Below are 20,689 nucleotides of genomic sequence, written 5' to 3'. Positions count from 1 at the left end.
CTGCCCGCCCCTGCAGCGTCAGGGTCATAGGTCCCCGCACATCGGCGAACCAGGGACGCACCTCCGACGTGCCTCTTCAAGCCTTTCGGTAAGGGGATGCAAACCTTTGTGGCGCAGGGGGCGCTGCGGTGTTTTACTGCCAGCATGTCTGAAACCCTCAAGCTCAACCGCAACGAGCCCCACGACAGCAGCGTCGCAGCACGCCTGAACTGGCTGCGTGCCGGTGTACTGGGCGCGAACGACGGTATTGTCTCGGTCGCGGCTACCGTGGTGGGCGTCGCGGGTGTGACCAACGACCTCGCCCCCATCCTGGTGGCGGGCACGGCCGCGGTGGTGGGCGGTGCCGTGTCCATGGCCCTGGGCGAATACGTTTCCGTGAGCAGCCAGAGTGACAGCCAGCGCGCGCTGATCGAAAAGGAACGCCAGGAGCTCAGGGACGATCCCGAGGGCGAACTGGACGAACTCGCCCACATCTACCAGGCCAAGGGGCTGAGCGAGGCCACCGCCAGGACCGTTGCCGAGGAGTTGACGGCAAAGGACGCCCTGAAAGCGCACCTGTCCGCCGAACTGAACATCGACGAAGAAGAAGTGGTCAGCCCCTGGCATGCCGCGTTCGCCTCCGCCATCGCATTCACCGTCGGCGCCATCCTCCCCATGCTGGCCATCATTTTCCCGCCGGAAGAAGCCCGGATCCCGGTCACGTTCGTCGCCGTCATCCTGGCACTGGCCCTCACCGGGACCGTCAGCGCCAAGATCGGCGGAAGCTCCAAGCGCAAGGCCACCATCAGGCTGGTGGTGGGCGGTGCGCTGGCCATGGCCTTCACCTTCGCGGTGGGCAGCCTGCTGGGCACCACCGGCATCGCCTAGCAGCCCGTCACTCCACCCGTCCCGCTGCCAGTCCGTACGGCCCCAAAACCCCTTCACATCAGCAACCTCCGCGCGTAGGGTGAACCACACAGCCACTGGTCCTTTGGGGCCTGCGGTGGGCTCATGCAGTTGGGCTTCGGGAGCATGCCGGAGGGACCACAGGTGGGTAAAAGACCATTGAAGAACCGCATGCGGCGCTTCGCGGCACTGGCCGCGGGCCTTCTGGCCCTGCCCGCGCTGACCTCCTGCTCCGACCTGGTTTCCCGCGGCTTCCTCCCCGGCGCCCGTGACACCACCAACAACACGGAACTGATCACCGACCTGTGGGTCAACTCCTGGATCGCTGCGCTGGTGGTTGGCATCATCACCTGGGGGCTGATGATCTGGGTCATCGTGGCGTACCGGCGCAGGAAGAACACCGTCGGATTTCCGCCGCAACTGAGCTACAACCTCCCCCTTGAAGTCTTCTACCTGGCCATTCCATTGATCGTCATCGGGGTCCTGTTCGTCTTCACGGACCGGGAGCAGCGGGCCATCGACGAGCGCTACCCCAACCCGGACGTAGTGATCGACGTCTTCGGCAAACAGTGGTCCTGGGATTTCAACTACGTCAAGGAGCAGGTCCACGAGGACGCCGGACAACAAGCCCACCTGACCGGTGGCTATGGCGCCCCGGACCGGCTGCCCACGCTCTACCTTCCGGTGGGCAAGAAGGTGGAACTGCACCTCCAGTCCCGTGACGTGCAGCATTCCTTCTGGGTGGTGGATTTCCTGCAGAAGCGCGACCTCTACCCGGGCCACGAACAGTACAACCCCTACATCAGCATCACCCCCAACCGCACCGGCGAATACATGGGCAAGTGCGCCGAACTCTGCGGCGAATACCACTCGGAAATGCTTTTCAAGGTCAGGGTGGTCACCCAGCAGGAGTACGACAGCCACATCGCCGACCTCAAGGCAAAGGGCAACACCGGAAACCTGGGCACCGACTTCGACAGGGCGCCGATATCAGCCCCTGCACCGCAGGCCCTGGAACCAGCACAGTAAAGGACGGCACTGTAATGACCACCACAGGGCAGAGAATGGGCGGAACCGCGGCCACGGCTGCGCCGGCAGTGGTCCGGCGCCCCAAGGGCACCATTGTGGTCAACTGGATCACCTCCACTGACCACAAGACCATCGGGTACATGTACCTGATCTCGTCCTTCGTGTTCTTCTGCGCGGGCGGTGTCATGGCGCTGCTCATCCGCGCCGAACTGTTCGAACCCGGAATGCAGATCCTGCAGACCAAGGAGCAGTACAACCAACTGTTCACCATGCACGGCACCATCATGCTGCTGATGTTCGCCACCCCGCTGTTCGCCGGGTTCGCCAACGTGATCATGCCGCTGCAGATCGGCGCGCCGGACGTCGCGTTCCCCCGCCTCAACGCGCTGGCGTTCTGGTTCTTCCTGTTCGGCTCCACCATCGCCGTCTCCGGCTTCATCACCCCGCAGGGCGCCGCGTCCTTCGGCTGGTTCGCCTACGCGCCGCTGTCAAACACCACGTTCACCCCGGGCATCGGCGGTGACTTGTGGGTCTTCGGCCTGGCACTGTCCGGCTTCGGCACCATCCTGGGCTCGGTCAACTTCATCACCACCATCATCTGCATGCGTGCCCCCGGCCTTACCATGTGGCGGATGCCGATCTTCACCTGGAACACCCTGGTGACCGCGATCCTGGTCCTGATGGCCTTCCCGCCGCTGGCCGCCGCCCTGTTCGCCCTGGGCGCGGACCGGAAGTTCGGTGCCCACATCTTTGATCCCTCCAACGGCGGCGCCATCCTTTGGCAGCACCTGTTCTGGTTCTTCGGACACCCCGAGGTGTACATCATCGCGCTGCCGTTCTTCGGGATCGTCTCGGAGATCTTCCCGGTGTTCAGCCGCAAGCCCCTGTTCGGCTACAAGGGCATCGTGTACGCCACCATCGCCATCGCGGCCCTCTCGGTGACGGTCTGGGCCCACCACATGTACGTCACGGGCGCGGTGTTCCTGCCGTTCTTCGCGTTCATGACCATGCTCATCGCAGTGCCCACCGGCGTGAAGTTCTTCAACTGGATCGGCACGATGTGGGGCGGCTCCCTGACCTTCGAGACGCCCATGCTGTGGAGCATGGGATTCCTGGCCACGTTCCTCTTCGGCGGCCTCACAGGCATCATCCTGGCCTCACCGCCCATGGACTTCCACGTCTCGGACTCCTACTTCGTGGTGGCGCACTTCCACTACGTGGTGTTCGGCACCGTGGTGTTCGCCATGTTCGCCGGGTTTTATTTCTGGTGGCCCAAGTTCACCGGCACAATGCTCAACGAGCGTCTGGGCAAGATCCACTTCTGGATGCTGTTCCTGGGCTTCCACGCCACGTTCCTGATCCAGCACTGGCTGGGCGTCCTGGGCATGCCCCGCCGGTACGCGGATTACATGCCGGAGGACAACTTCACCTTCATGAACCAGTTCTCCACCATTGGGTCCTACCTGCTGGGCGCCTCCCTCATCCCGTTCTTCTGGAACGTCTTCATCACCTGGCGGGCCGGGAAGAAGGTCACTGTGGACGATCCCTGGGGCTTTGGCGCGTCCCTTGAGTGGGCCACGTCCTGCCCGCCGCCGCGCCACAACTTCACCTCGCTCCCCCGCATCCGGTCCGAGCGCCCCGCCCTGGACCTGCACCATCCCGAGCTGAGCATCCGGCTCCATCCCTCAGAGAACGCACCGGCGGAGAGCATCCTGGGGGCGGCCGATATCGGGGAACGCGACGTCCACGATCCCAACCCGAACAAATAGCGGGGCCTCTGCCGCAGCCGGCAGAACCTCGATAATTACGTCACGTAGTGTTTTCGTAATTGATGTGAACCTCGTCACTTAAAGCGCTTTCCGGCTTGGTGCTTAGGTTTGCCTACCCTACAGTTTCCTGACATAGGCAACATTCGTGTTGCCTAATAGGACTTAGGTTCAGCAGACTTTTTTCCCCACCGAAAGCAGCCTCAATGAAGATCCGCAACAGCGCGCTGGCCGGCATCGCACTCGCCGCCACCGCAGCTCTCGGCCTGACCGCCTGCGGCGGCGGCACTCCTGCCGGCGGCACCTCGTCGTCCGCGTCCAACGGCGCCGCCTCCGGCGAGATCACCGTGTACAACGCCCAGCACGAAAGCCTCACCAAGGAATGGGTGGATGCCTTCACGGCGGAAACCGGCATCAAGGTGACCATGCGCCAGGGCTCGGACACTGAGCTCTCCAACCAGATCATCCAGGAAGGCCAGGCCTCCCCCGCGGATGTGTTCCTCACGGAAAACTCCCCCGCGATGACGCAGGTTGAGAACGCCGGCCTGTTCGCGGACGTCAACAAGGACACCCTGGCCCAGGTTCCCGCCGAGTTCGCACCGTCCACCGGCAAATGGACGGGCATCGCCGCCCGCTCCACCGTCCTGGTGTACAACAAGACCAAGCTCACCGAGGACCAGCTCCCCAAGTCCATGCTTGACCTGGCCAAGCCTGAATGGAAGGGCAAGTGGGCCGCATCCCCCACGGGCGCAGACTTCCAGGCCATCGTTTCAGCGCTGCTGGAGCTGAAGGGCGAGTCCGCCACCGAGGAGTGGCTGAAGGGCATGAAGGAAAACTCCAAGGCCTACAAGGGCAACAGCACGGCCATGAAGGCGGTCAACGCCGGTGAAGTGGACGCCGCCCTGATCTACCACTACTACTACTACGGCGACCAGGCCAAGACCGGCGAGAACTCCAACAACGTCACCCCGTACTACTTCAAGAACCAGGACCCGGGCGCGTTCCTGTCCGTATCCGGCGGCGGCGTGCTCAAGTCCTCCAAGAACGCTGCCGCTGCGCAGGAGTTCCTGAAGTTCATCACCGGCAAGAAGGGCCAGGAAGTCCTCAAGAACGGTACGTCCTTCGAGTACGCCATCGGCTCCGACGTTCCCGCCAACGACAAGCTGGTTCCGATCAAGGACCTGCAGGCTCCCAAGGTTGACGCCGCCAAGCTCAACTCCGAAAAGGTCACCGATCTGATGACCCAGGCAGGACTACTGTAATTCCGTGACCTCCGATCTATCGGCTCCCCCCAGGGCGGGCACGACGACGGCGGGCCGGGGCACCAGCCCCCGCCCGCCTTTCGGCGTTTCCGCGGTGTCCGTCCTGGCGGTGCTGATCGCCCTCTTCTCCCTCGTCCCGCTGGGGTACGTGGCCTACATGACGGTGGCAACCGGGTGGGATACCGCCGTCGGCCTCATCCTGCGGCCCCGCGTGGGCGAACTGCTGCTGAATACCCTGCTCCTGATGGCCGCCACCATCCCGCTGTGCCTGCTGCTTGGCGTGGCGGGTGCCTGGCTGGTGGAACGGACCAGGCTGCGTGGCCACCGGGTGTGGGCCGTGCTGCTGGCCGCCCCGCTGGCCGTCCCGGCGTTCGTCAACAGCTACGCCTGGGTCTCGGCCATCCCGTCGCTGGGCGGCCTGGGTTCGGGAATCCTGATCTCCACGCTGTCCTACTTCCCGCTGGTGTACATCCCGGCCGCAGCCACCTTGAGCCGGCTGGACCCCGCCATTGAGCAGTCCGCCGCGGCCCTGGGGCTCGGTGCCTGGCGGACCTTCTTCCGCGTGGTGCTCCCCCAGCTCAGGATCGCCCTGACCGGCGGGGCGCTGCTGGTGGGGCTGCACCTGCTCGCCGAATACGGCGCATTTGCCATGATCCGGTTCGATACCTTCACCACCGCGATCATGACCCAGTACCAGTCCACGTTCAATGGCGCGGCCGGAAACATGCTGGCCAGCGTGCTGGTGTTCTTCTGCCTGCTCCTGCTGCTTGCCGAGGTCCGCAGCCGCGGCTCCGCGCGCTACGCCCGTATCGGGTCCGGCGTGCAGGCCAAGGCGCTGCGCCTTCCCCTGCACGCGTACCAGGTCCCGGCCCAGCTCTTCCTGCTGGCGCTGACCGCCCTGGCCTTCGGACTCCCGCTGTACTTCGTGCTGCGCTGGATCCTGGCCGGCGGAGCGGACGTCTGGACAGCATCCGAATTCCTCCCGGCGCTGGTCACCACGTTCACCTACGGGCTCGCCGGCGCCGCTGCCACCACCGTGGTGGCCTTCCCCATGGCGTACCTCGCCGTGCGCCACCCCGGCTGGTTCAGCAAGTCCCTGGAACTGTCCAACTACGTCACCAGCTCCATGCCCGGAATCGTGGTGGCGCTGGCGTTCGTTACCGTCAGCATCCGCATGGTGCCCGGGATGTACCAGACGGCGGGGCTGCTGGTTGCGGCGTACGTCCTCCTGTTCCTCCCCCGGGCCCTGGTGAACCTGCGGGCCGGACTGGCACAGGCCCCCAAGGAACTGGACGAGGCCGCCCAGGCGCTCGGGAAGCCGCCGCTACTGGCCTTCATCCGCGTCACCCTGCGGCTCACCGCCCCTGCAGCAGCCGGCGGGGCAGCCCTGGTGTTCCTGGCCATCGCCAACGAGCTCACTGCCACCTTGCTCCTGTCCCCCAACGGCACCAGGACGCTGGCCACCGAGTTCTGGAGCAAGAGCAGCGAGATCGACTACGCCGGCGCCGCGCCCTACGCGCTGCTGATGATCCTGCTTTCCGCCCCCATGACCTACCTCCTCTTCCAACAGTCCAAGAAAGTAGCCGGACAGTGACAGCACCATCAACCCGCAGGCTGCCCGAGCCACGGGTGGCACCCTCGGTGGCCGCAACCACCAACAGCCATCTGCAGATCACGGACGTCACCAAGAACTTCGGATCACAGGCGGTCCTGAGGGGCGTCAACCTGTCAGTGGCCAAGGGCGGAACCACCGCCATCGTTGGCCCCTCCGGTTCGGGCAAGACCACCCTCCTGCGGCTGATCGCCGGGTTCGAGCACCCGGACACCGGGACCATCTCGCTCAACGGCACCACCGTGGCCGGTGACGGCGCGTGGCTTCCGGCGCACAAGCGGCAGATCGGGTACGTGGCCCAGGACGGCGCCCTGTTCCCGCACCTGACCGTGGGCCAGAACGTGGCCTTCGGCCTCAACGCGGCCAAGCGCGAGGGCGGCCGCCGCGCGGTCAACGCCCGCGTGGCGGAGCTGCTGGAGATGGTGTCGCTGGATGCTTCCATGGCCAAGCGCCGGCCGCACCAACTCTCCGGCGGCCAGCAGCAGCGGGTTGCCCTGGCCCGGGCCCTGGCCCGCGAACCGGAGCTGATGCTCCTGGACGAGCCGTTCTCCGCCCTGGACGCGGGCCTGCGCGTCGCCACCCGCCGCGCCGTGGCCAAGGTCCTGGCCGAGGCCGGCGTCACCACCATCCTGGTAACCCACGACCAGGCCGAGGCCCTCTCCTTTGCGGACCAGGTGGCCGTGATGCGCGGCGGCAAACTGGCCCAGATCGGCAACCCCTTTGTGGTCTACACCCGCCCCGCGGACCGGGCCACCGCGGAGTTCCTGGGCGACGCCGTCATCCTGGACGCATGGCTGGAAGGGACGCTGGCCACCTGCTCGCTGGGCGCGATTCCCGTGCGCCGGCCCCCGGCACAGGGACGCGTGCAGCTGATGCTGCGGCCCGAACAGATCCGCATTGCCGAGGACGGCCCCATCCGCGGAGTGGTGGTGGACACCGACTACTTCGGCCCTGAGACCACCGTGCGGCTGAAGCTGAACGTGCCCAAGGAAGTGGCGGAGCACGCCGACCACCGCTACCCGGGCGGCGGCGAAGTGATCACCATCAGGCACTGGAACGCCTCGATCGCCCGTCCGGGCATGGAGCTGTGCCTGCGGGTGGTGGGCGAAGCCGTTGCGTTCCCCACGGACGAGTAGTCCTCCTCAGCCTCAGGCGTCACAGAAAAAACACCGGGCGGAAACACTGCCGCAACCTGTCCACGGCAAGCTGTGCTTACGGGGATTCAACAGCAGGAGGCAGCCATGGAGGCACAAGGAATACGCACCGCCCAGCTCCGCATCGGCGACCAGATCGAGGCATGGCACCGGGGCAGGCTTTTCCACAAGGGCCGGGTGACCGACGTCGTCCCGGCCCTGGAACTCTTCTGGATCCTGGACGCCCGGACCGGCGCGCGCAAACTGCTGGACCCGGAGGCCCTGGAGATCCGCCACGTGGACCCTCCGGTCAAGCTGGAGGTTTCCGCCAAACCGCAGCCGCCGGCCAAGCCCCTCGCCACCGCCTAGCGCGGGAGCGTCAGGTGCGCTCCTGGTAGACGTCCGGGACGCCGTCGTGATCGGAATCCACCTGCTCCAGCTCTTCAGCGAGCCGGTACTGGCGGTTGCGGGTGCGCAGGACAACCGTTGCCAGCAGCGCAGCAACCAGCGACGCGGCCAGGATTCCCACCTTGGCATGGTCGTCGTGGAGGCTGCCGTGGCCGAAGCTGAGCTCTGCCACCAGCAGGGAGACGGTGAATCCGATCCCTGCCAGCAACGCAACGCCGAACACGTCGATCCACTTGAAGGAGCTGTCCAGGCTTGCCCTGGTGGCTTTGGTCAGGACCCAGGTGGTGCCCATGATCCCGATCGGCTTGCCCAGGACCAGGCCCAGGATGATGCCCAGCGCCACGGGATCGGACAGGGCCGACCCCAGGCCCTCCCAGCCGCCAACGGCCACGCCTGCGGAAAAGAAGGCGAAGATGGGGACGGCCACGCCGGCGGAGATGGGCCGGAACCGGTGCTCGAAAATCTCTGCAAGCCCGGGGCCGGCTTCGGGGCCGCCGGAGGCCTGCGACCGGATCACGGGAACGGCGAAGCCCAGGAGTACGCCGGCCACGGTGGCGTGGATGCCCGACGCGTGCACCAGGGCCCAGGTCACGGCACCCAGCGGCAGCAGGATCAGCCAGGCAGCGGCTGCGTGGCGGCCGAAGAACCGGCGGTATTTCTGGGCCAGGAAAGCGTAGATGGCCAGCGGGATGAGCGCCAGGAGCAGCGGCACGGCCTGGATATCGCTGGAGTAGAAGACCGCGATGATGGTGATGGCAATGAGGTCATCCACCACGGCCAGGGTCAGCAGGAAGATCCGCAGGGCGCTGGGCAGGTGCGAGCCGATGATGGCCAGGACCGCGACGGCAAACGCAATGTCCGTTGCCGTGGGAATGGCCCAGCCGCGGAGCGTTTCCGGACTTGAAAGATTGACGACGGCGTAAATCACCGCCGGGACCGCCACGCCTCCCACGGCGGCCGCCACCGGCACAATCGATTTGCTCAGCTGCCGCAGGTCGCCGGCCACGAATTCGCGCTTGAGCTCCAGCCCCACCAGGAAGAAGAAGATGGCCAGCAGCCCGTCCGCTGCCCACGCCCCCAGGCTCAATTCAAGGTGCCACGGTGCGTAGCCCACCTTGAAGTCCCGGAGGGAGAAGTAGCTGTCCGACGCCGGGGAGTTGGCCCAGATGAGCGCGATGACCGCAGCAGCCACCAGGAGGGCGCCGCCCACCGTCTCCTTGCGGAGGATCTCACCGATCCGCAGCGCTTCGGCGTAGCTGCCGCGCGAAAAGACGGTGGAGCCAAAGAACGTGTTCCGGCGTGGGGTGGGCGGGGTGGAGTTCATGCGGGCGTCCTTAAATCCGGGTTCGACAAATCCATGCCGACCAGACTTCCCGGCGCACCTCCATCCATCCTACGGGGAACGGCACTAACCCGCGCGGCGCCCCCCGGTGTGGACCGGCCGGCCGTGCAGCTGGATGGCCCGCACGGCCCGGTCCAGGTAGGTGCGCGCCTCAGGGGAATTGGCAAGTTGTACCAGCTCCGCCGCCACCACCACGAGCTTGACGTTGCGGTGGCTGCTGGTGCTCACCAGCATCTGGAACGCGTCATCGGAGCCAAGCTTCAGCTGGCCCATGAGGATTCCCCGGGCCTGGTCGATCACCGTACGGGTGGCCGTGGCACCTGCTACTGCCTCCCGTGCTGTTTGTTCAGTTTCGCGCTGCAGCGTCCGGCTGAGGTCCACCATCACGCCTTCGAGCGCCACCACCGACCCGTCCGGGCCGAGGACTGCCTCTCCGGAGGTCAGCACGCGCCGGGTCCTGCCCTGGGCATCGACGAGCCGGTGGTACATGCAGAAGAACCCGCCGGTGGTGGAAACCTGCGCCACGATTTCCTCGCACCGCTCACGGTCATCCGGGTGTTTATGCGCGAAGAGCAGTTCCATGGTGGGCACCACCTCGCCGCGGTGGTAACCGTGCAGCCGGTACATCCCGTCCGACCAGTGGAAGGTCGGCCCCGCCGGTTCGATGTCCACCCTGAAGGTGCCGGCGTCACTTTCGCTGTCCCCGAGGGCACTCGAATACGTGTACAGGTCGCTGAGCTCCGTCACAGGTCCACCTCCCGCGGATACGCCAAACCCCCAGCGGGCCGGCTCTGTCCTCGCTCCTTCCAGTATGGTCGCCCGCGGCAACAGAAGGTAGTGCGGTAGGTCCTATGGAAGTCCCGGGGGAAATGCCCTATGGTGCTTGACCCAATATACCCCCAGGGGGTATATTGTGGGTGTTGTCAGTGAAGTGGTATGTCCCGGCCGGTGCCTGCACCGGACTTTCACAGCCGTTCAACCCCAGCACCCCTTGATTCCCTCAACGGATTGGAACTGACATGAACACCGGGAACCGTCCCCAGCTCCCCCTCGCCTCCTCCGGCTGCAGCTGCTGCGCCCCCGCCAGCGCTGCGCAGCCGTCCGGCACCCTGACTGCGCCTGCCACGCAGGTCTCCCCTGTCGGCGTCGTCAATGCCCACGCCGAATCCTCCACGCCACGGACTTACGCGGTGGCGGGCATGACCTGCGGGCACTGCGTCCGCTCCGTCGAAACCGCAGTTTCCGCCGTCCCGGGCGTCACCTCGGCCTCGGTGGACCTGGTGCCTGGCGGCAGCTCCCCGCTGGCCGTCATCGGATCGGCGCCCGACGCCGACGTGCGCGCCGCCATAGAGTCCGCCGGCTACGCCCTCGCCTGAGACAGCCAGCGTCCCGGAACGCCCCCACATTCCCCAGCCCCCGGACCAGGTCCGGGCAGCGCTTGCCTCCAAGGAGGACCAATGCAGGACCAGCAGCACACGCAGCATTCCACCGGCGGCCATGAGCACCACTCGCCGCCCAGCGGAACGCTAACGCAGCCGCCGGCGCACGGTGCCGGTCACGCCCAGCACGGCGCCCACAACGACGACGACCACACCGTCCATACCCACGGCCAGCACGCCGGACACAGCACCGCCATGTTCAAGAACAGGTTCTGGCTGACCCTGGCCCTCGCTGTTCCCGTGGTCTACTTCAGCCCCATGATGGGCCACCTCCTGGGCTACATGCCGCCGGAGTTCCCCGGCTCGGCCTGGATCCCGCCAGTCCTGGGCACCGTCATCTTCCTCTACGGCGGCCAGCCGTTCCTCAAGGGCGGCCTGCAAGAGCTGAAAGACCGCACGCCGGGAATGATGCTGCTGATCGCCATGGCCATCACCGTGGCGTTCGCTGCGTCCTGGGTCACCAGCCTGGGGATCGGCGGCTTCGACCTGGACTTCTGGTGGGAGCTGGCACTGCTGGTTGCCATCATGCTGCTGGGCCATTGGATCGAGATGCGCGCGCTCGGGTCCGCGCAGGGCGCACTCGATGCCCTGGCCGCGCTGCTGCCCGACGAGGCCGAACGCATCACGGACAACGGCACTGAAACCGTTCCCGTGTCTGAACTCAGCCCCGGGGACCTGGTCCTGGTCCGGCCCGGCGCCCGCATGCCGGCCGATGGCAGCGTGGTGGAGGGGCAGGCCGAATTCGACGAGTCCATGATCACCGGTGAATCCAAAACCGTGGCCCGCGGCGCAGGGGACACGGTGGTGGCGGGAACGGTGGCCACGGACAGCAGTGTCCGGGTCCGGGTCACGGCGGTTGGGGACCAGACCGCCCTGGCCGGGATCCAGCGCCTGGTGGAGGAAGCACAGGCCTCCTCCTCACGCGCCCAGGCCCTGGCGGACCGCGCCGCGGCGTTCCTCTTCTACTTTGCCGCCGGCGCCGGTGTCCTGACCTTCATCGCGTGGACGCTGCTGGGCAGCGTTCCGGAGGCCGTCACCCGCACCGTCACTGTGCTGGTGATCGCCTGCCCGCACGCCCTTGGGCTGGCGATCCCGCTGGTGATCGCCATTTCCACGGAACAGGCCGCCCGTGCCGGGGTGCTGATCAAGAACCGGATGGCCCTGGAGCGCATGCGCACCATCGACGTGGTCCTGTTCGACAAGACCGGCACGCTGACCACCGGCGAGCCGGAACTGAAGGATGTTGCCGTAGCTGGCGGAGCGGATGCCGACGCCGTACTCGCACTTGCTGCCGCGGTGGAGTCCGACAGCGAGCACCCTGTCGCCAGGGCCATCGTGCGGGCCGCGAAGGCACGGAACCTGGCACTGCCCGAAGCCACCGGCTTCACCTCGCTGACCGGCCGCGGCGTGCGGGCCAGCGTGGACGGCCGCACGGTGCACGTGGGCGGGCCGGCGCTCCTGCGCGAGCTCGGCGTCGTCGAACCTGACTCTTTGGCCGCCAGTACGCGCACGTGGATGGACCGCGGCGCCGCCGTGCTGCACGTGGTGGACGACGGCGGCATCCTGGGTGCGGTGAGCATGGAGGATGCGGTGCGGCCGGAGTCGCGGCAGGCCGTCTCGGCCCTGCAGCGCCGCGGCATCAAGGTGGCCATGGTCACCGGGGACGCCCACCAGGTGGCGCAGGCCGTGGCCGCGGACCTGGACATCGACGAGGTGTTCGCCGAGGTCCTGCCCGCCGACAAGGACAAGAAGGTGGCCGAGCTGCAGTCCCGCGGGCTGAAGGTGGCCATGGTGGGCGACGGCGTCAACGACTCCCCGGCCCTGGCCCGGGCCGAGGTGGGCATCGCCATCGGCGCCGGAACCGACGTCGCGGTGGAATCCGCCGGCGTGGTGCTGGCCGGAAACGATCCCCGTGCCGTGCTGTCCATGGTGGACCTGTCCCGCGCCAGCTACCGGAAGATGTGGCAGAACCTGGTGTGGGCCACCGGATACAACGTCCTGTCCGTGCCGCTGGCCGCCGGCGTCCTGGCCTTCGCCGGGGTGGTCCTCTCGCCTGCGGCCGGGGCTGTGCTGATGTCCGCGTCCACCGTGGTGGTGGCCCTGAACGCACAGCTCCTCCGTCGCCTGAAACTGAACCCGTCCGAGGTACGTTGAGCACTGCAGACCGAATGGAAGGAGGGACGGCCATGACCACCCGCGCCGTGGCGTCCCTCTTCCGCCGTGCCTGGCTGTTCGCCGCCGCCCTGGCCGTCATCGCAGGGCTGCTGGGCATGCACGTGCTGACGTCCGGGCATGCCTCGCACGGGGCCGCTTCCCAGGGCAGCATGTCCGGGCATTCTGCCGGGCACAGCGCCGTCGCGCATTCTGATCCTGGAAGCCATGCCGGCCACGCGCTGCCGGCAGCCGGCACAGACGAACCTCAGCTTGCCTCGGCGGCCTGCGGTGATTCCTGCCCGGGTGCGCAGGAATCGGGGGCGCCCTGCATCCCGTCGGCCCCCAGCGGCCCTGTCACCCTTTCCCCGCCACAGGCCACCCTGGCCGTCCTGCCGCTGCTGCCGGCAGCCAGCCGGCCCGGCGCTGCTTACGACTACCTGCCGCCCAGCCCCACGCCCTGCGACCTGTCCATCAGCCGGACGTAAACCGGACTGCGCCTCCCATCACGGCCCAGTTCCACTACATCCCTGAAGGACAACCATGAAGACCACTTTCAAGACCCTTTCCATTGCCGCTGCCCTGGCAGCTTCTCTCGGCCTCGCCGGGTGCGCCGCCAACGCCGGCTCCGGCAGCAGCATGCCCATGGACCACGGCAGCTCCGGCGCCATGTCCAGCAGCATGCCCAGCGCCAGCAGCATGCCCAGCGCCGGCGCCGACCATAACCAGGCGGACATCATGTTTGCCCAGATGATGATCCCCCACCACTCGCAGGCGGTGGAGATGAGCGACATCATCCTGGCCAAGTCGGATGTGCCGGCGGAGGTGACCGCGCTTGCCACCAAGATCAAGGGGGCGCAGGCACCGGAGATCGAGCAGATGACCGGCTGGCTGTCGGGCTGGGGCGCGCCCACCGCCATGAGTGACCATTCCGGCCACGGCATGTCCGGGATGGTCGACGACGCCGGCATCGACAAGCTCAAGTCCGCCACCGGGACCGAGGCCGCGAAGCTGTTCCTGGAGCAGATGATCGGCCACCACGAGGGCGCCATCGACATGGCACAGCAGGAGATCGGCGCCGGCAAGTCTCCCGAAGCGGTGAAGCTGGGCCACGACATCGTGGATGCCCAGCAGGCGGAGATCACGCAGATGAAGCAGCTGCTGGCCATGCTGTAGCCGCACGTCCGCGTTCTAGCGGATATACACGGCGCGACGGCGGTCCCCGGCTTCGGGAGGCTGCCGCCGCGCCGTTGCGTGTTAAGTTGAAAGGCACGGGCCTGAGCGGGTCCGGCACCAGCTGGGAAAAGAGAACATCTCCTTGGACACTTCCGCGCCAGTACGAATCCTGACTGTCTGTACCGGGAACATCTGCCGGTCACCCGTGGCCGAGAGGCTGCTGCAGGCGGGGCTGGACCAGGTAGTGCCGGGTGGTTTCCAGGTGGCCAGTGCCGGGACCCGGGCCCTGGTGGGCGAGCCCATGCAGCCCATTTCGGCGGACATTGTGCGGACCTTTGGCGGCGACCCTGAAGGGTTCGCGGCGCGGCAGCTCACACCAAAGATCCTGCGCGGCGTGGACCTGGTGCTCACCATGACCTCAGGGCACCGCGGAGAAGTCCTCCAGCTGGATGCCTCCCTGCTCAAGCGGACGTTCACCATCCGCGAGTTCGCCCGGATGCTCGACGTCCTCGACCAGCGGGCGGCCGGTGCGGACAGCCAGCCCGCCGCCGTCGTATCCTCCCGGGACGCGTCTTCCCGGGACCCGTCTTCCGGGGACGCCGGGTCCCGCACGCACGGGTCCGACGCCGAGGGTGGGCTCGCTGCCACCGCGGCCCTGTGGCGGGGGCTGGCTGCGCGGGCCGCCGGGGTACGTCATCTCTCGCTCCCGGCGGACGCATCGGATAACGACATCGTGGACCCGTACCGCCGTGCACCGGAGGTCTACCGGGAGATGGAAGACCAGCTGGCCCCCGCGATCGTCTCCATCCTGCGGCACGCGCGCCTCAACTTCCCGGCCGGCGGGCAATAATCCCTGCGGCGGAAGAGCATCAACGCAGCATCACGGCGGCCGGGCAGGCCATTTCCCAGGTGACAGTTTGGATACTCCTGTAGCCAATTGGGGCCTGCGGGACGGACACTGATCCCACCAGTCACAATGAGGTGGAGGCGGCATGAGCATCCCAGGCGGTTCTGATCCATCCGGGCCCGGCGCCGGAAATCCCGGCCCCCGGCAACCGGGCCCAGCCGGTTCCCACCGTCCTGCCTGGATCGTTGCCCTGGGCCGGCGCCGCTGGATCGCAGCCCTGCTGGCGCTGGTGCTGGTGGTGGCCGCCGGCATCGCGGTCTTCAGCCTGAACCGGGCCGGCCAGGAAGCGCAGCCTGCAGCCACCCAGACCCAGTCGCCCAGCCCGACTCCCACACCCACACCGACTCCCACGCCGTCCGAAACTCCCCCGCCGGCCCCTGCTCCACCGCCGCCGCCTGCCCCGATCCCTGACCTGCCCGCGGCCCCGATGAACATCCTGGTCATCGGCAGCGATACCCGCGATGTCCCGGCACGCGAGGCCGCAGCGCATACGGCAGCCACCGGTGAACCCCAGGACCAGCGGGCGGACACGCTCATGGTGGTCCACGTCCCTGCCGACCGGCGGAGCCTCTACCTCATCTCCATCAACCGCGACAACTGGGTGGACATCCCCGGGTTCGGCAGCGCCAAGATCAACGCCGCGCTGCAGTACGGCGGCATTGACATGCAGACGGCAACGGTCCAGCAGCTGCTGGGAATCACCATCGACCACACCCTGATGCTCGATTTCGGCGGGTTCAAGATCCTGGTGGACGGCCTGGGCGGGATCGACGTCAATGTCCCGATTCCCTTCCAGTCCACCATCGACACCGAGCATGTCTTCAGCGCCGGCGTGAACCACCTCGATGGCCAGGCTGCGCTGGAGTTCTCCCGCGAGCGCCATGCCTTCACCGACGGCGACCTCCAGCGTGTCCGTGACCAGCAGATCATGCTCCGCGCGATCCTGGGCCGCCTCACGGCAGGCGGCGCCCTCAATGACGTGAACGCGGTGCGGTCGCTGGTTGATTTCGCTTCCTGCTGCCTCACGGTGGACAGGGGCTTCGATCCCCTTCAGGCCGCAATGCTGGCGTACAGCCTGCGGAACCTCGATGTGAACGCCATCGGCACCATGACCCTTCCCACGTTGGGCTCCGGCTTCGTGGCCGGGCAGTCCGTGCTGTTCCCGGACTACGGAGGCATCGCCGCGGTGGGCGCGGCCTTGCGGGAGGGCCGGATCGCCGACTTCGCGAAGCCCTAGCCCGGGTGGGGCGCTGCGGCCGCCTGCTGTTCAGCCGCGCCTCACCCCGGGTTCACCCGACCGCCAGAATTTGTGTGCCGCCCCGGGAAAGCCTGAGGACATGACTGAGTCTTCCCAGGCAGGGGTTTCCCGCCGCACCATCGTCAAGAGTTCCGTCCTCGCCGCCGCGCTGGCCTCCGTTCCCGCAGCCAACGCAACGGCCGCCACCCAGACTCCCGCCGGCGTCGCGCTGGTCCGCAACCGGCTCACCGTGCCCAGCGGCATCGCCACCGGCGACGTCACCTCCGATTCCGCCGTCCTCTGGTCCCGTGCCTCGGGCGCCGGGCGGATGACGGCGGTCCTGCGGGCAGTGGACGACGCCGGCCAGGTCCTGCGCGGGCGCGGCGCCTTTGAGCGGGTCCTCCGCGGGCCCCGCGCCACCCAGGCGTCCGACTTCACCGCCAAGATCCACGCCGGGAACCTGCCGTCCAACACCCGGTTCGCGCTGGAAATCAGCTTCGAGGACGACGGCGGCGCGGCCGGCGAGGCGGTCAGCGGCAGCTTCCGCACGGCACCGGACGCCGGGACGGTCAACGGCAAGGGCCGCACCGGCGGGACGAGCAACGGGGGCGAGGTCCCGGCGTCGTCCGCGCAAAGCTTTGTGTGGACCGGTGACACGGCCGGCCAGGGATGGGGCATCAACGAGGAGATCGGCGGCATGCGCGGCTACCGTGCCATGCACCAGACCCGCCCGGACTTCTTCATCCACTCCGGCGACACCATCTACGCCGACGGCCCCATCGCCGAAACCGTGGTGGAAAAGGATGGGCAGGTGTGGCGGAACCTGGTGACGGAAGAGGTGTCCAAGGTTGCCGAGACGCTCACCGAGTTCCGCGGCCGTCACCGCTACAACTCCATGGACGCCAACATGCGCGCCCTGTTCGCGGACGTGCCGGTGATCGCCCAGTGGGATGACCACGAGACGCACAACAACTGGTACCCCGGCCAGATCCTGGACGACTCCCGCTACACGGTGGGGGGCGTCAACACCCTCGCCGCCCGCGGACGACAGGCCTGGCAGGAGAACATGCCCATCGCGGACAGTTCGGCCCTTTGGCGTCCAGGAACTTTCGACGACGCCGGCACGTACCAGCCGGCCCGCATCTACCGGAAGATCTCCCGCGGCCCGCAGCTGGACATCTTCTGCCTGGACATGCGGACCTACAAGTCTCCCAACACCGACGGCAAGGAACCGTACGCCACCGCCATCCTGGGCCAGGAGCAGGTGGACTGGCTGGTCAGCGAGGTCTCCAAGTCCAAGGCCACCTGGAAGGTGATCGCCAACGACCTCCCGCTGGGAGTGGTGGTCCCGGACGGCCCGGTGAACCAGGAGAGCCTGTCCAACCGCGACGCCGGAGCCCCGCTGGGCCGTGAGCTGGAAATCGCCGGGGTGCTGAGTGCCTTCAAGCGCAACGGCGTGAAGAACACGGTGTGGCTTACCGCGGACGTGCACTACTGCGCCGCCCACCACTACTCGCCCGAACGGGCCGCCTTCACCGACTTCGATCCGTTCTGGGAGTTCGTGGCCGGCCCCATCGCGGCAGGTTCCTTTGGCCCCAACTCCATGGACGCCACGTTTGGCCCCGAGGTGGTGTTCTCCAAGACCGGACGCTTTGCCGGCGAGTCCCCGCGCGACGGCGAGAACCAGTTCTTCGGGCACGTCCAGCTCGGTGAGGACAACAGCTTCACCGTGAGCCTCCGCAACGCCAACGGCGGCACCGTGTTCTCCAAGGTCCTGACGCCCGAGCGGTAACGCCGGTTCCATCCCGTTCTGATGCGATGGCGACGGCGGCGCGCGCACCCACGGTGCCCTGCCGCCGTCGTCCGTTATTTTCCGCCGCCCCCGGGTACGCCGTTGGTAGTGTTCCTGAATTCGGCACGGCATGAGGCACGGTTTTGCACGGCGAGGATGGGGTGGTTTTGTGAACGGTGGATCTTCGAACGACGACGGCCTGACGGAGGCGGTCCAGGAGGCCGGGGCGGTGGAGCTGCTGCTGATCCGGCATGGCGAGAGCGAAGGCAACGTTGCGGCCACCGAGGCGCGTGAGGCCGGCGTGGAGGTCATCCAGGTTCCTGCCCGGGACGCGGACGTGGACCTGTCCGGAACGGGAAGGGACCAGGCCGAGGCGCTGGGCACCGCGCTGGGACGGATTGCCGGGGAGTTCCGCCCGGACGCAGTGGTTTCCTCCCCCTATGCGCGTGCCCGGCAGACGGCCGAGATTGCGGTGGAAACCGCCGGCTGGCCGTTGGAGGTGCGCATCGACGAGCGGCTCCGCGACCGCGAGCTCGGCATCCTGGACCGGCTCACCCGGCTGGGCGTCGAGAACCGCTACCCCGAGGAATCCGAGCGCCGGGAATGGCTGGGCAAGCTGTACTACCGGCCGCCGGGAGGGGAATCCTGGGCCGACGTAGCGCTGCGGCTGCGGTCGGTGCTGGCGGAACTGAACAACCTGGGCACCGGCCACCGGGTGATGCTGGTGTGCCACGACGCCGTGATCATGCTGTTCCGGTATGTCCTCGAAGGACTCAGCGAGAAGGAACTGCTGGACCTCGCGGCCACGGAAGCCATCCTTAACGCCTCGATCACCCGGTTCGTCCGGCCCTCAGGGGTGGGCCCGTGGACGCTGGAAAGCTTCAACGTGGCCGACCACCTGGCGGAGCAGGGCGTCACTGTCACCGAGCACGCGGGAGACACCAGTGTCCGGCCGCGGTGACTCCTCCGGCGCCACACTGGTAGCGCCGTCACTCCTGCGCGAATGGCCGCTGCCGGCGCCGGGCGCGGACAAGTACTCTCGCGGGTCCGTGCTGGTGGTGGGCGGCGCCCGGGCCACTCCCGGTGCTGCGCTGCTGGCCGGGGTTTCGGCCCTGCGCGCGGGGGCCGGGAAGCTCACACTGGCGGTGGCGGAATCGGTGGCCGTGCAGCTGGGGGTTGCCTTGCCGGAGTGCGGCGCCATTGGCCTGCCGGAAACTCCGGGGGGATCCGTCAAGCCGGAGCTGGCGCCGATAGCCTCCTACCTGGACCGGGCGGACGCCGTGCTGGTGGGGCCGGGGCTGGATGATCCGGACCTGGCCCGCGGACTGCTCGAGGCGCTGCTGGAACGCGAGGCAGGCCGTGACGGAGCCCCCGACTCTGACGGCACGGAACGGGCCGCCGTCGTCCTCGATGCCTACGCACTGGGCGCCCTGGTGCAGCTCGAGGACCAGCTGGACCCCTGGCGCGGCCGGCTGATCCTCACCCCGAACCCCACCGAAGCCGGCATCCTGCTGGGACGGGACGTGGCGGACCTCGAAAAGGACCTCGCCGAGATCTCCGCCCGGTACGGCGCCGTGGTCAGCTGCCAGGGACTGATCGCCCGGCCGCCCGGCCCGGACCCGGACGAACCCGAACTCTGGAAGATCACCACAGGCTACGGCGGCCTGGGGACCTCCGGCAGCGGCGACGTCCTGGCAGGGGCGATTGCCGGGCTCCGGGCCCGCGGAACCACCGGCGCCCAGGCGGCCTGCTGGGGTACCCACCTGCACGCGGCGGCAGCGGACCGGCTGGCCAGCAGGCTGGGGCCGCTGGGATTCCTGGCCCGCGAACTCGCCGATGAACTGCCCGCCCTGATGCTGGAGCTCAGCGTCTGACGCAAGTCCCCGGACGCGTGGATGGCCCCCGGCCGAAGCCGGGGGCCACCGTGGCGGGAGGTTAAGGCCTACGCTGCCGGTGCGCTGTCTGGCGCTGTGGCGTGCACAGAATGGCGATTCGCCCCAAAAAGGCAGTCAACAGATGAGCCCGTCTCCCGGTCCTGTGTGAAACTAAGCGGCGATTTCCTGCTTTGCCCCCTTCGTTTCGATCTCGATCTTGCGCGGCTTGGCCTTTTCGGCGACCGGGATGCGCAGCGTCAGGACACCTGCGTCGTAGCTGGCCTTGACATGTTCGGTGTCCAGGGTGTCGCCCAGGATCAGTTGGCGGCTGAAGACGCCGCGCGGCCGTTCAGAGGCGACCAGCTCGATGTCCTTGCCCGCCGGGTCCGGGCGTTCGGCCCGCACCGTCAGGACATTCCGTTCAACATCCAGGTCCACCGAGTCCACCGAAACACCGGGCAAATCGAAGGCCACGACGAATTCCTGGTCCTCGCGCCATGCATCCATCGGCATCGCCGCCGGGCGTGCAGCCGTGCCGAGGACCTGCTGGGCCAGCCTGTCCAGCTCGCGGAACGGATCGGTTCGCATCAACATGGCTTCCCTCCTCGTAAGAGATGGTCCAACACAGTTTCCGTATCAGCCGATCTGTAGTGGCTGATATAGATTTTTTAGCACT

General features: G+C 67.5%; 19 protein-coding genes. 16 read left to right on the top strand and 3 right to left on the bottom strand.

The window, feature by feature from the left end; translation table 11 throughout:
- Window positions 1-144 precede the first annotated feature (144 nt).
- The 7 genes from MRBLMD1_RS01020 to MRBLMD1_RS00990 all read left to right on the top strand — a co-directional run bounded on the left by MRBLMD1_RS01020 (window position 145) and on the right by MRBLMD1_RS00990 (window position 8,056).
- Window positions 145-867, top strand: coding sequence for a VIT1/CCC1 transporter family protein (locus tag MRBLMD1_RS01020; protein WP_255173135.1), 723 nt, complete (start codon window positions 145-147; stop codon window positions 865-867).
- 189 nt (window positions 868-1,056) lie between these two features.
- Window positions 1,057-1,914, top strand: coding sequence for a cytochrome c oxidase subunit II (locus MRBLMD1_RS01015; protein WP_159635819.1), 858 nt, complete (start codon window positions 1,057-1,059; stop codon window positions 1,912-1,914).
- A gap of 14 nt (window positions 1,915-1,928) precedes the next feature.
- Window positions 1,929-3,683 (top strand): cytochrome c oxidase subunit I, encoded by a 1,755-nt coding sequence (ctaD, locus tag MRBLMD1_RS01010; RefSeq protein WP_414703652.1) that lies wholly within the window; start codon window positions 1,929-1,931, stop codon window positions 3,681-3,683.
- Window positions 3,684-3,886: 203 nt separating this feature from the next.
- Complete coding sequence (locus MRBLMD1_RS01005) at window positions 3,887-4,942, top strand: iron ABC transporter substrate-binding protein (RefSeq protein ID WP_224026934.1); 1,056 nt, start codon at window positions 3,887-3,889, stop codon at window positions 4,940-4,942.
- Window positions 4,943-4,946: 4 nt separating this feature from the next.
- Entirely contained in the window at window positions 4,947-6,536 is a 1,590-nt protein-coding gene (locus MRBLMD1_RS01000) for an ABC transporter permease (protein WP_364396615.1), read from the top strand.
- The gene (locus tag MRBLMD1_RS00995) at window positions 6,533-7,690 is read left to right on the top strand and encodes an ABC transporter ATP-binding protein (protein WP_201302465.1); all 1,158 of its coding nucleotides are present in this window, start codon (window positions 6,533-6,535) and stop codon (window positions 7,688-7,690) included. Before MRBLMD1_RS01000 ends, MRBLMD1_RS00995 begins: the two co-directional genes overlap by 4 nt.
- Window positions 7,691-7,795: 105 nt before the next feature.
- Window positions 7,796-8,056, top strand: a complete 261-nt coding sequence (locus MRBLMD1_RS00990) for a hypothetical protein (RefSeq protein WP_224026936.1) — start codon at window positions 7,796-7,798, stop codon at window positions 8,054-8,056.
- 10 nt (window positions 8,057-8,066) lie between these two features.
- Here the strand turns inward: MRBLMD1_RS00990 and nhaA are convergent, their stop codons facing one another.
- Window positions 8,067-9,419 (bottom strand): Na+/H+ antiporter NhaA, encoded by a 1,353-nt coding sequence (gene nhaA / locus MRBLMD1_RS00985; RefSeq protein WP_364396611.1) that lies wholly within the window; start codon window positions 9,417-9,419, stop codon window positions 8,067-8,069.
- Between the two features lie 84 nt (window positions 9,420-9,503).
- Window positions 9,504-10,184 carry a PAS and ANTAR domain-containing protein gene (locus MRBLMD1_RS00980; RefSeq protein ID WP_159633305.1) on the bottom strand — a complete coding sequence of 227 codons (681 nt, stop codon included), beginning with the start codon at window positions 10,182-10,184 and terminating at the stop codon, window positions 9,504-9,506.
- Between the two features lie 272 nt (window positions 10,185-10,456).
- Here MRBLMD1_RS00980 and MRBLMD1_RS00975 point away from each other — a divergent pair, with 272 nt between their 5' ends.
- From MRBLMD1_RS00975 to MRBLMD1_RS00935, 9 genes are all read left to right on the top strand, one after another.
- The gene (locus MRBLMD1_RS00975) at window positions 10,457-10,813 is read left to right on the top strand and encodes a heavy-metal-associated domain-containing protein (RefSeq protein WP_159633307.1); all 357 of its coding nucleotides are present in this window, start codon (window positions 10,457-10,459) and stop codon (window positions 10,811-10,813) included.
- 81 nt (window positions 10,814-10,894) lie between these two features.
- On the top strand, window positions 10,895-13,030 hold the full coding sequence (locus MRBLMD1_RS00970; protein ID WP_364396606.1) for a heavy metal translocating P-type ATPase: 2,136 nt from the start codon (window positions 10,895-10,897) through the stop codon (window positions 13,028-13,030).
- A 32-nt stretch (window positions 13,031-13,062) separates the two neighbouring features.
- Complete coding sequence (locus MRBLMD1_RS00965; protein WP_224026939.1) at window positions 13,063-13,515, top strand: hypothetical protein; 453 nt, start codon at window positions 13,063-13,065, stop codon at window positions 13,513-13,515.
- Window positions 13,516-13,570: 55 nt separating this feature from the next.
- The gene (locus MRBLMD1_RS00960) at window positions 13,571-14,203 is read left to right on the top strand and encodes a DUF305 domain-containing protein (protein ID WP_364396603.1); all 633 of its coding nucleotides are present in this window, start codon (window positions 13,571-13,573) and stop codon (window positions 14,201-14,203) included.
- A gap of 142 nt (window positions 14,204-14,345) precedes the next feature.
- Entirely contained in the window at window positions 14,346-15,053 is a 708-nt protein-coding gene (locus MRBLMD1_RS00955) for a low molecular weight phosphatase family protein (protein WP_364396600.1), read from the top strand.
- 142 nt (window positions 15,054-15,195) lie between these two features.
- Window positions 15,196-16,347 carry an LCP family protein gene (locus MRBLMD1_RS00950; protein ID WP_364396597.1) on the top strand — a complete coding sequence of 384 codons (1,152 nt, stop codon included), beginning with the start codon at window positions 15,196-15,198 and terminating at the stop codon, window positions 16,345-16,347.
- Between the two features lie 100 nt (window positions 16,348-16,447).
- Window positions 16,448-18,139, top strand: coding sequence for an alkaline phosphatase D family protein (locus tag MRBLMD1_RS00945; RefSeq protein ID WP_364396595.1), 1,692 nt, complete (start codon window positions 16,448-16,450; stop codon window positions 18,137-18,139).
- 169 nt (window positions 18,140-18,308) lie between these two features.
- The gene (locus MRBLMD1_RS00940) at window positions 18,309-19,100 is read left to right on the top strand and encodes a histidine phosphatase family protein (RefSeq protein WP_364396592.1); all 792 of its coding nucleotides are present in this window, start codon (window positions 18,309-18,311) and stop codon (window positions 19,098-19,100) included.
- On the top strand, window positions 19,084-20,013 hold the full coding sequence (locus MRBLMD1_RS00935; RefSeq protein WP_364396589.1) for an NAD(P)H-hydrate dehydratase: 930 nt from the start codon (window positions 19,084-19,086) through the stop codon (window positions 20,011-20,013). Before MRBLMD1_RS00940 ends, MRBLMD1_RS00935 begins: the two co-directional genes overlap by 17 nt.
- 171 nt (window positions 20,014-20,184) lie before the next feature.
- Here MRBLMD1_RS00935 and MRBLMD1_RS00930 read toward each other — a convergent pair whose 3' ends face one another.
- The gene (locus MRBLMD1_RS00930) at window positions 20,185-20,607 is read right to left on the bottom strand and encodes an Hsp20/alpha crystallin family protein (protein ID WP_159633328.1); all 423 of its coding nucleotides are present in this window, start codon (window positions 20,605-20,607) and stop codon (window positions 20,185-20,187) included.
- Window positions 20,608-20,689 lie beyond the last annotated feature (82 nt).

This window comes from Pseudarthrobacter sp. LMD1-1-1.1, from assembly GCF_040676255.1.
Lineage (GTDB): Bacteria > Actinomycetota > Actinomycetes > Actinomycetales > Micrococcaceae > Arthrobacter.
The sequence above is the reverse complement of the archived record's forward strand: the minus strand, read 5'-3'. Positions and strand labels throughout refer to the sequence as shown.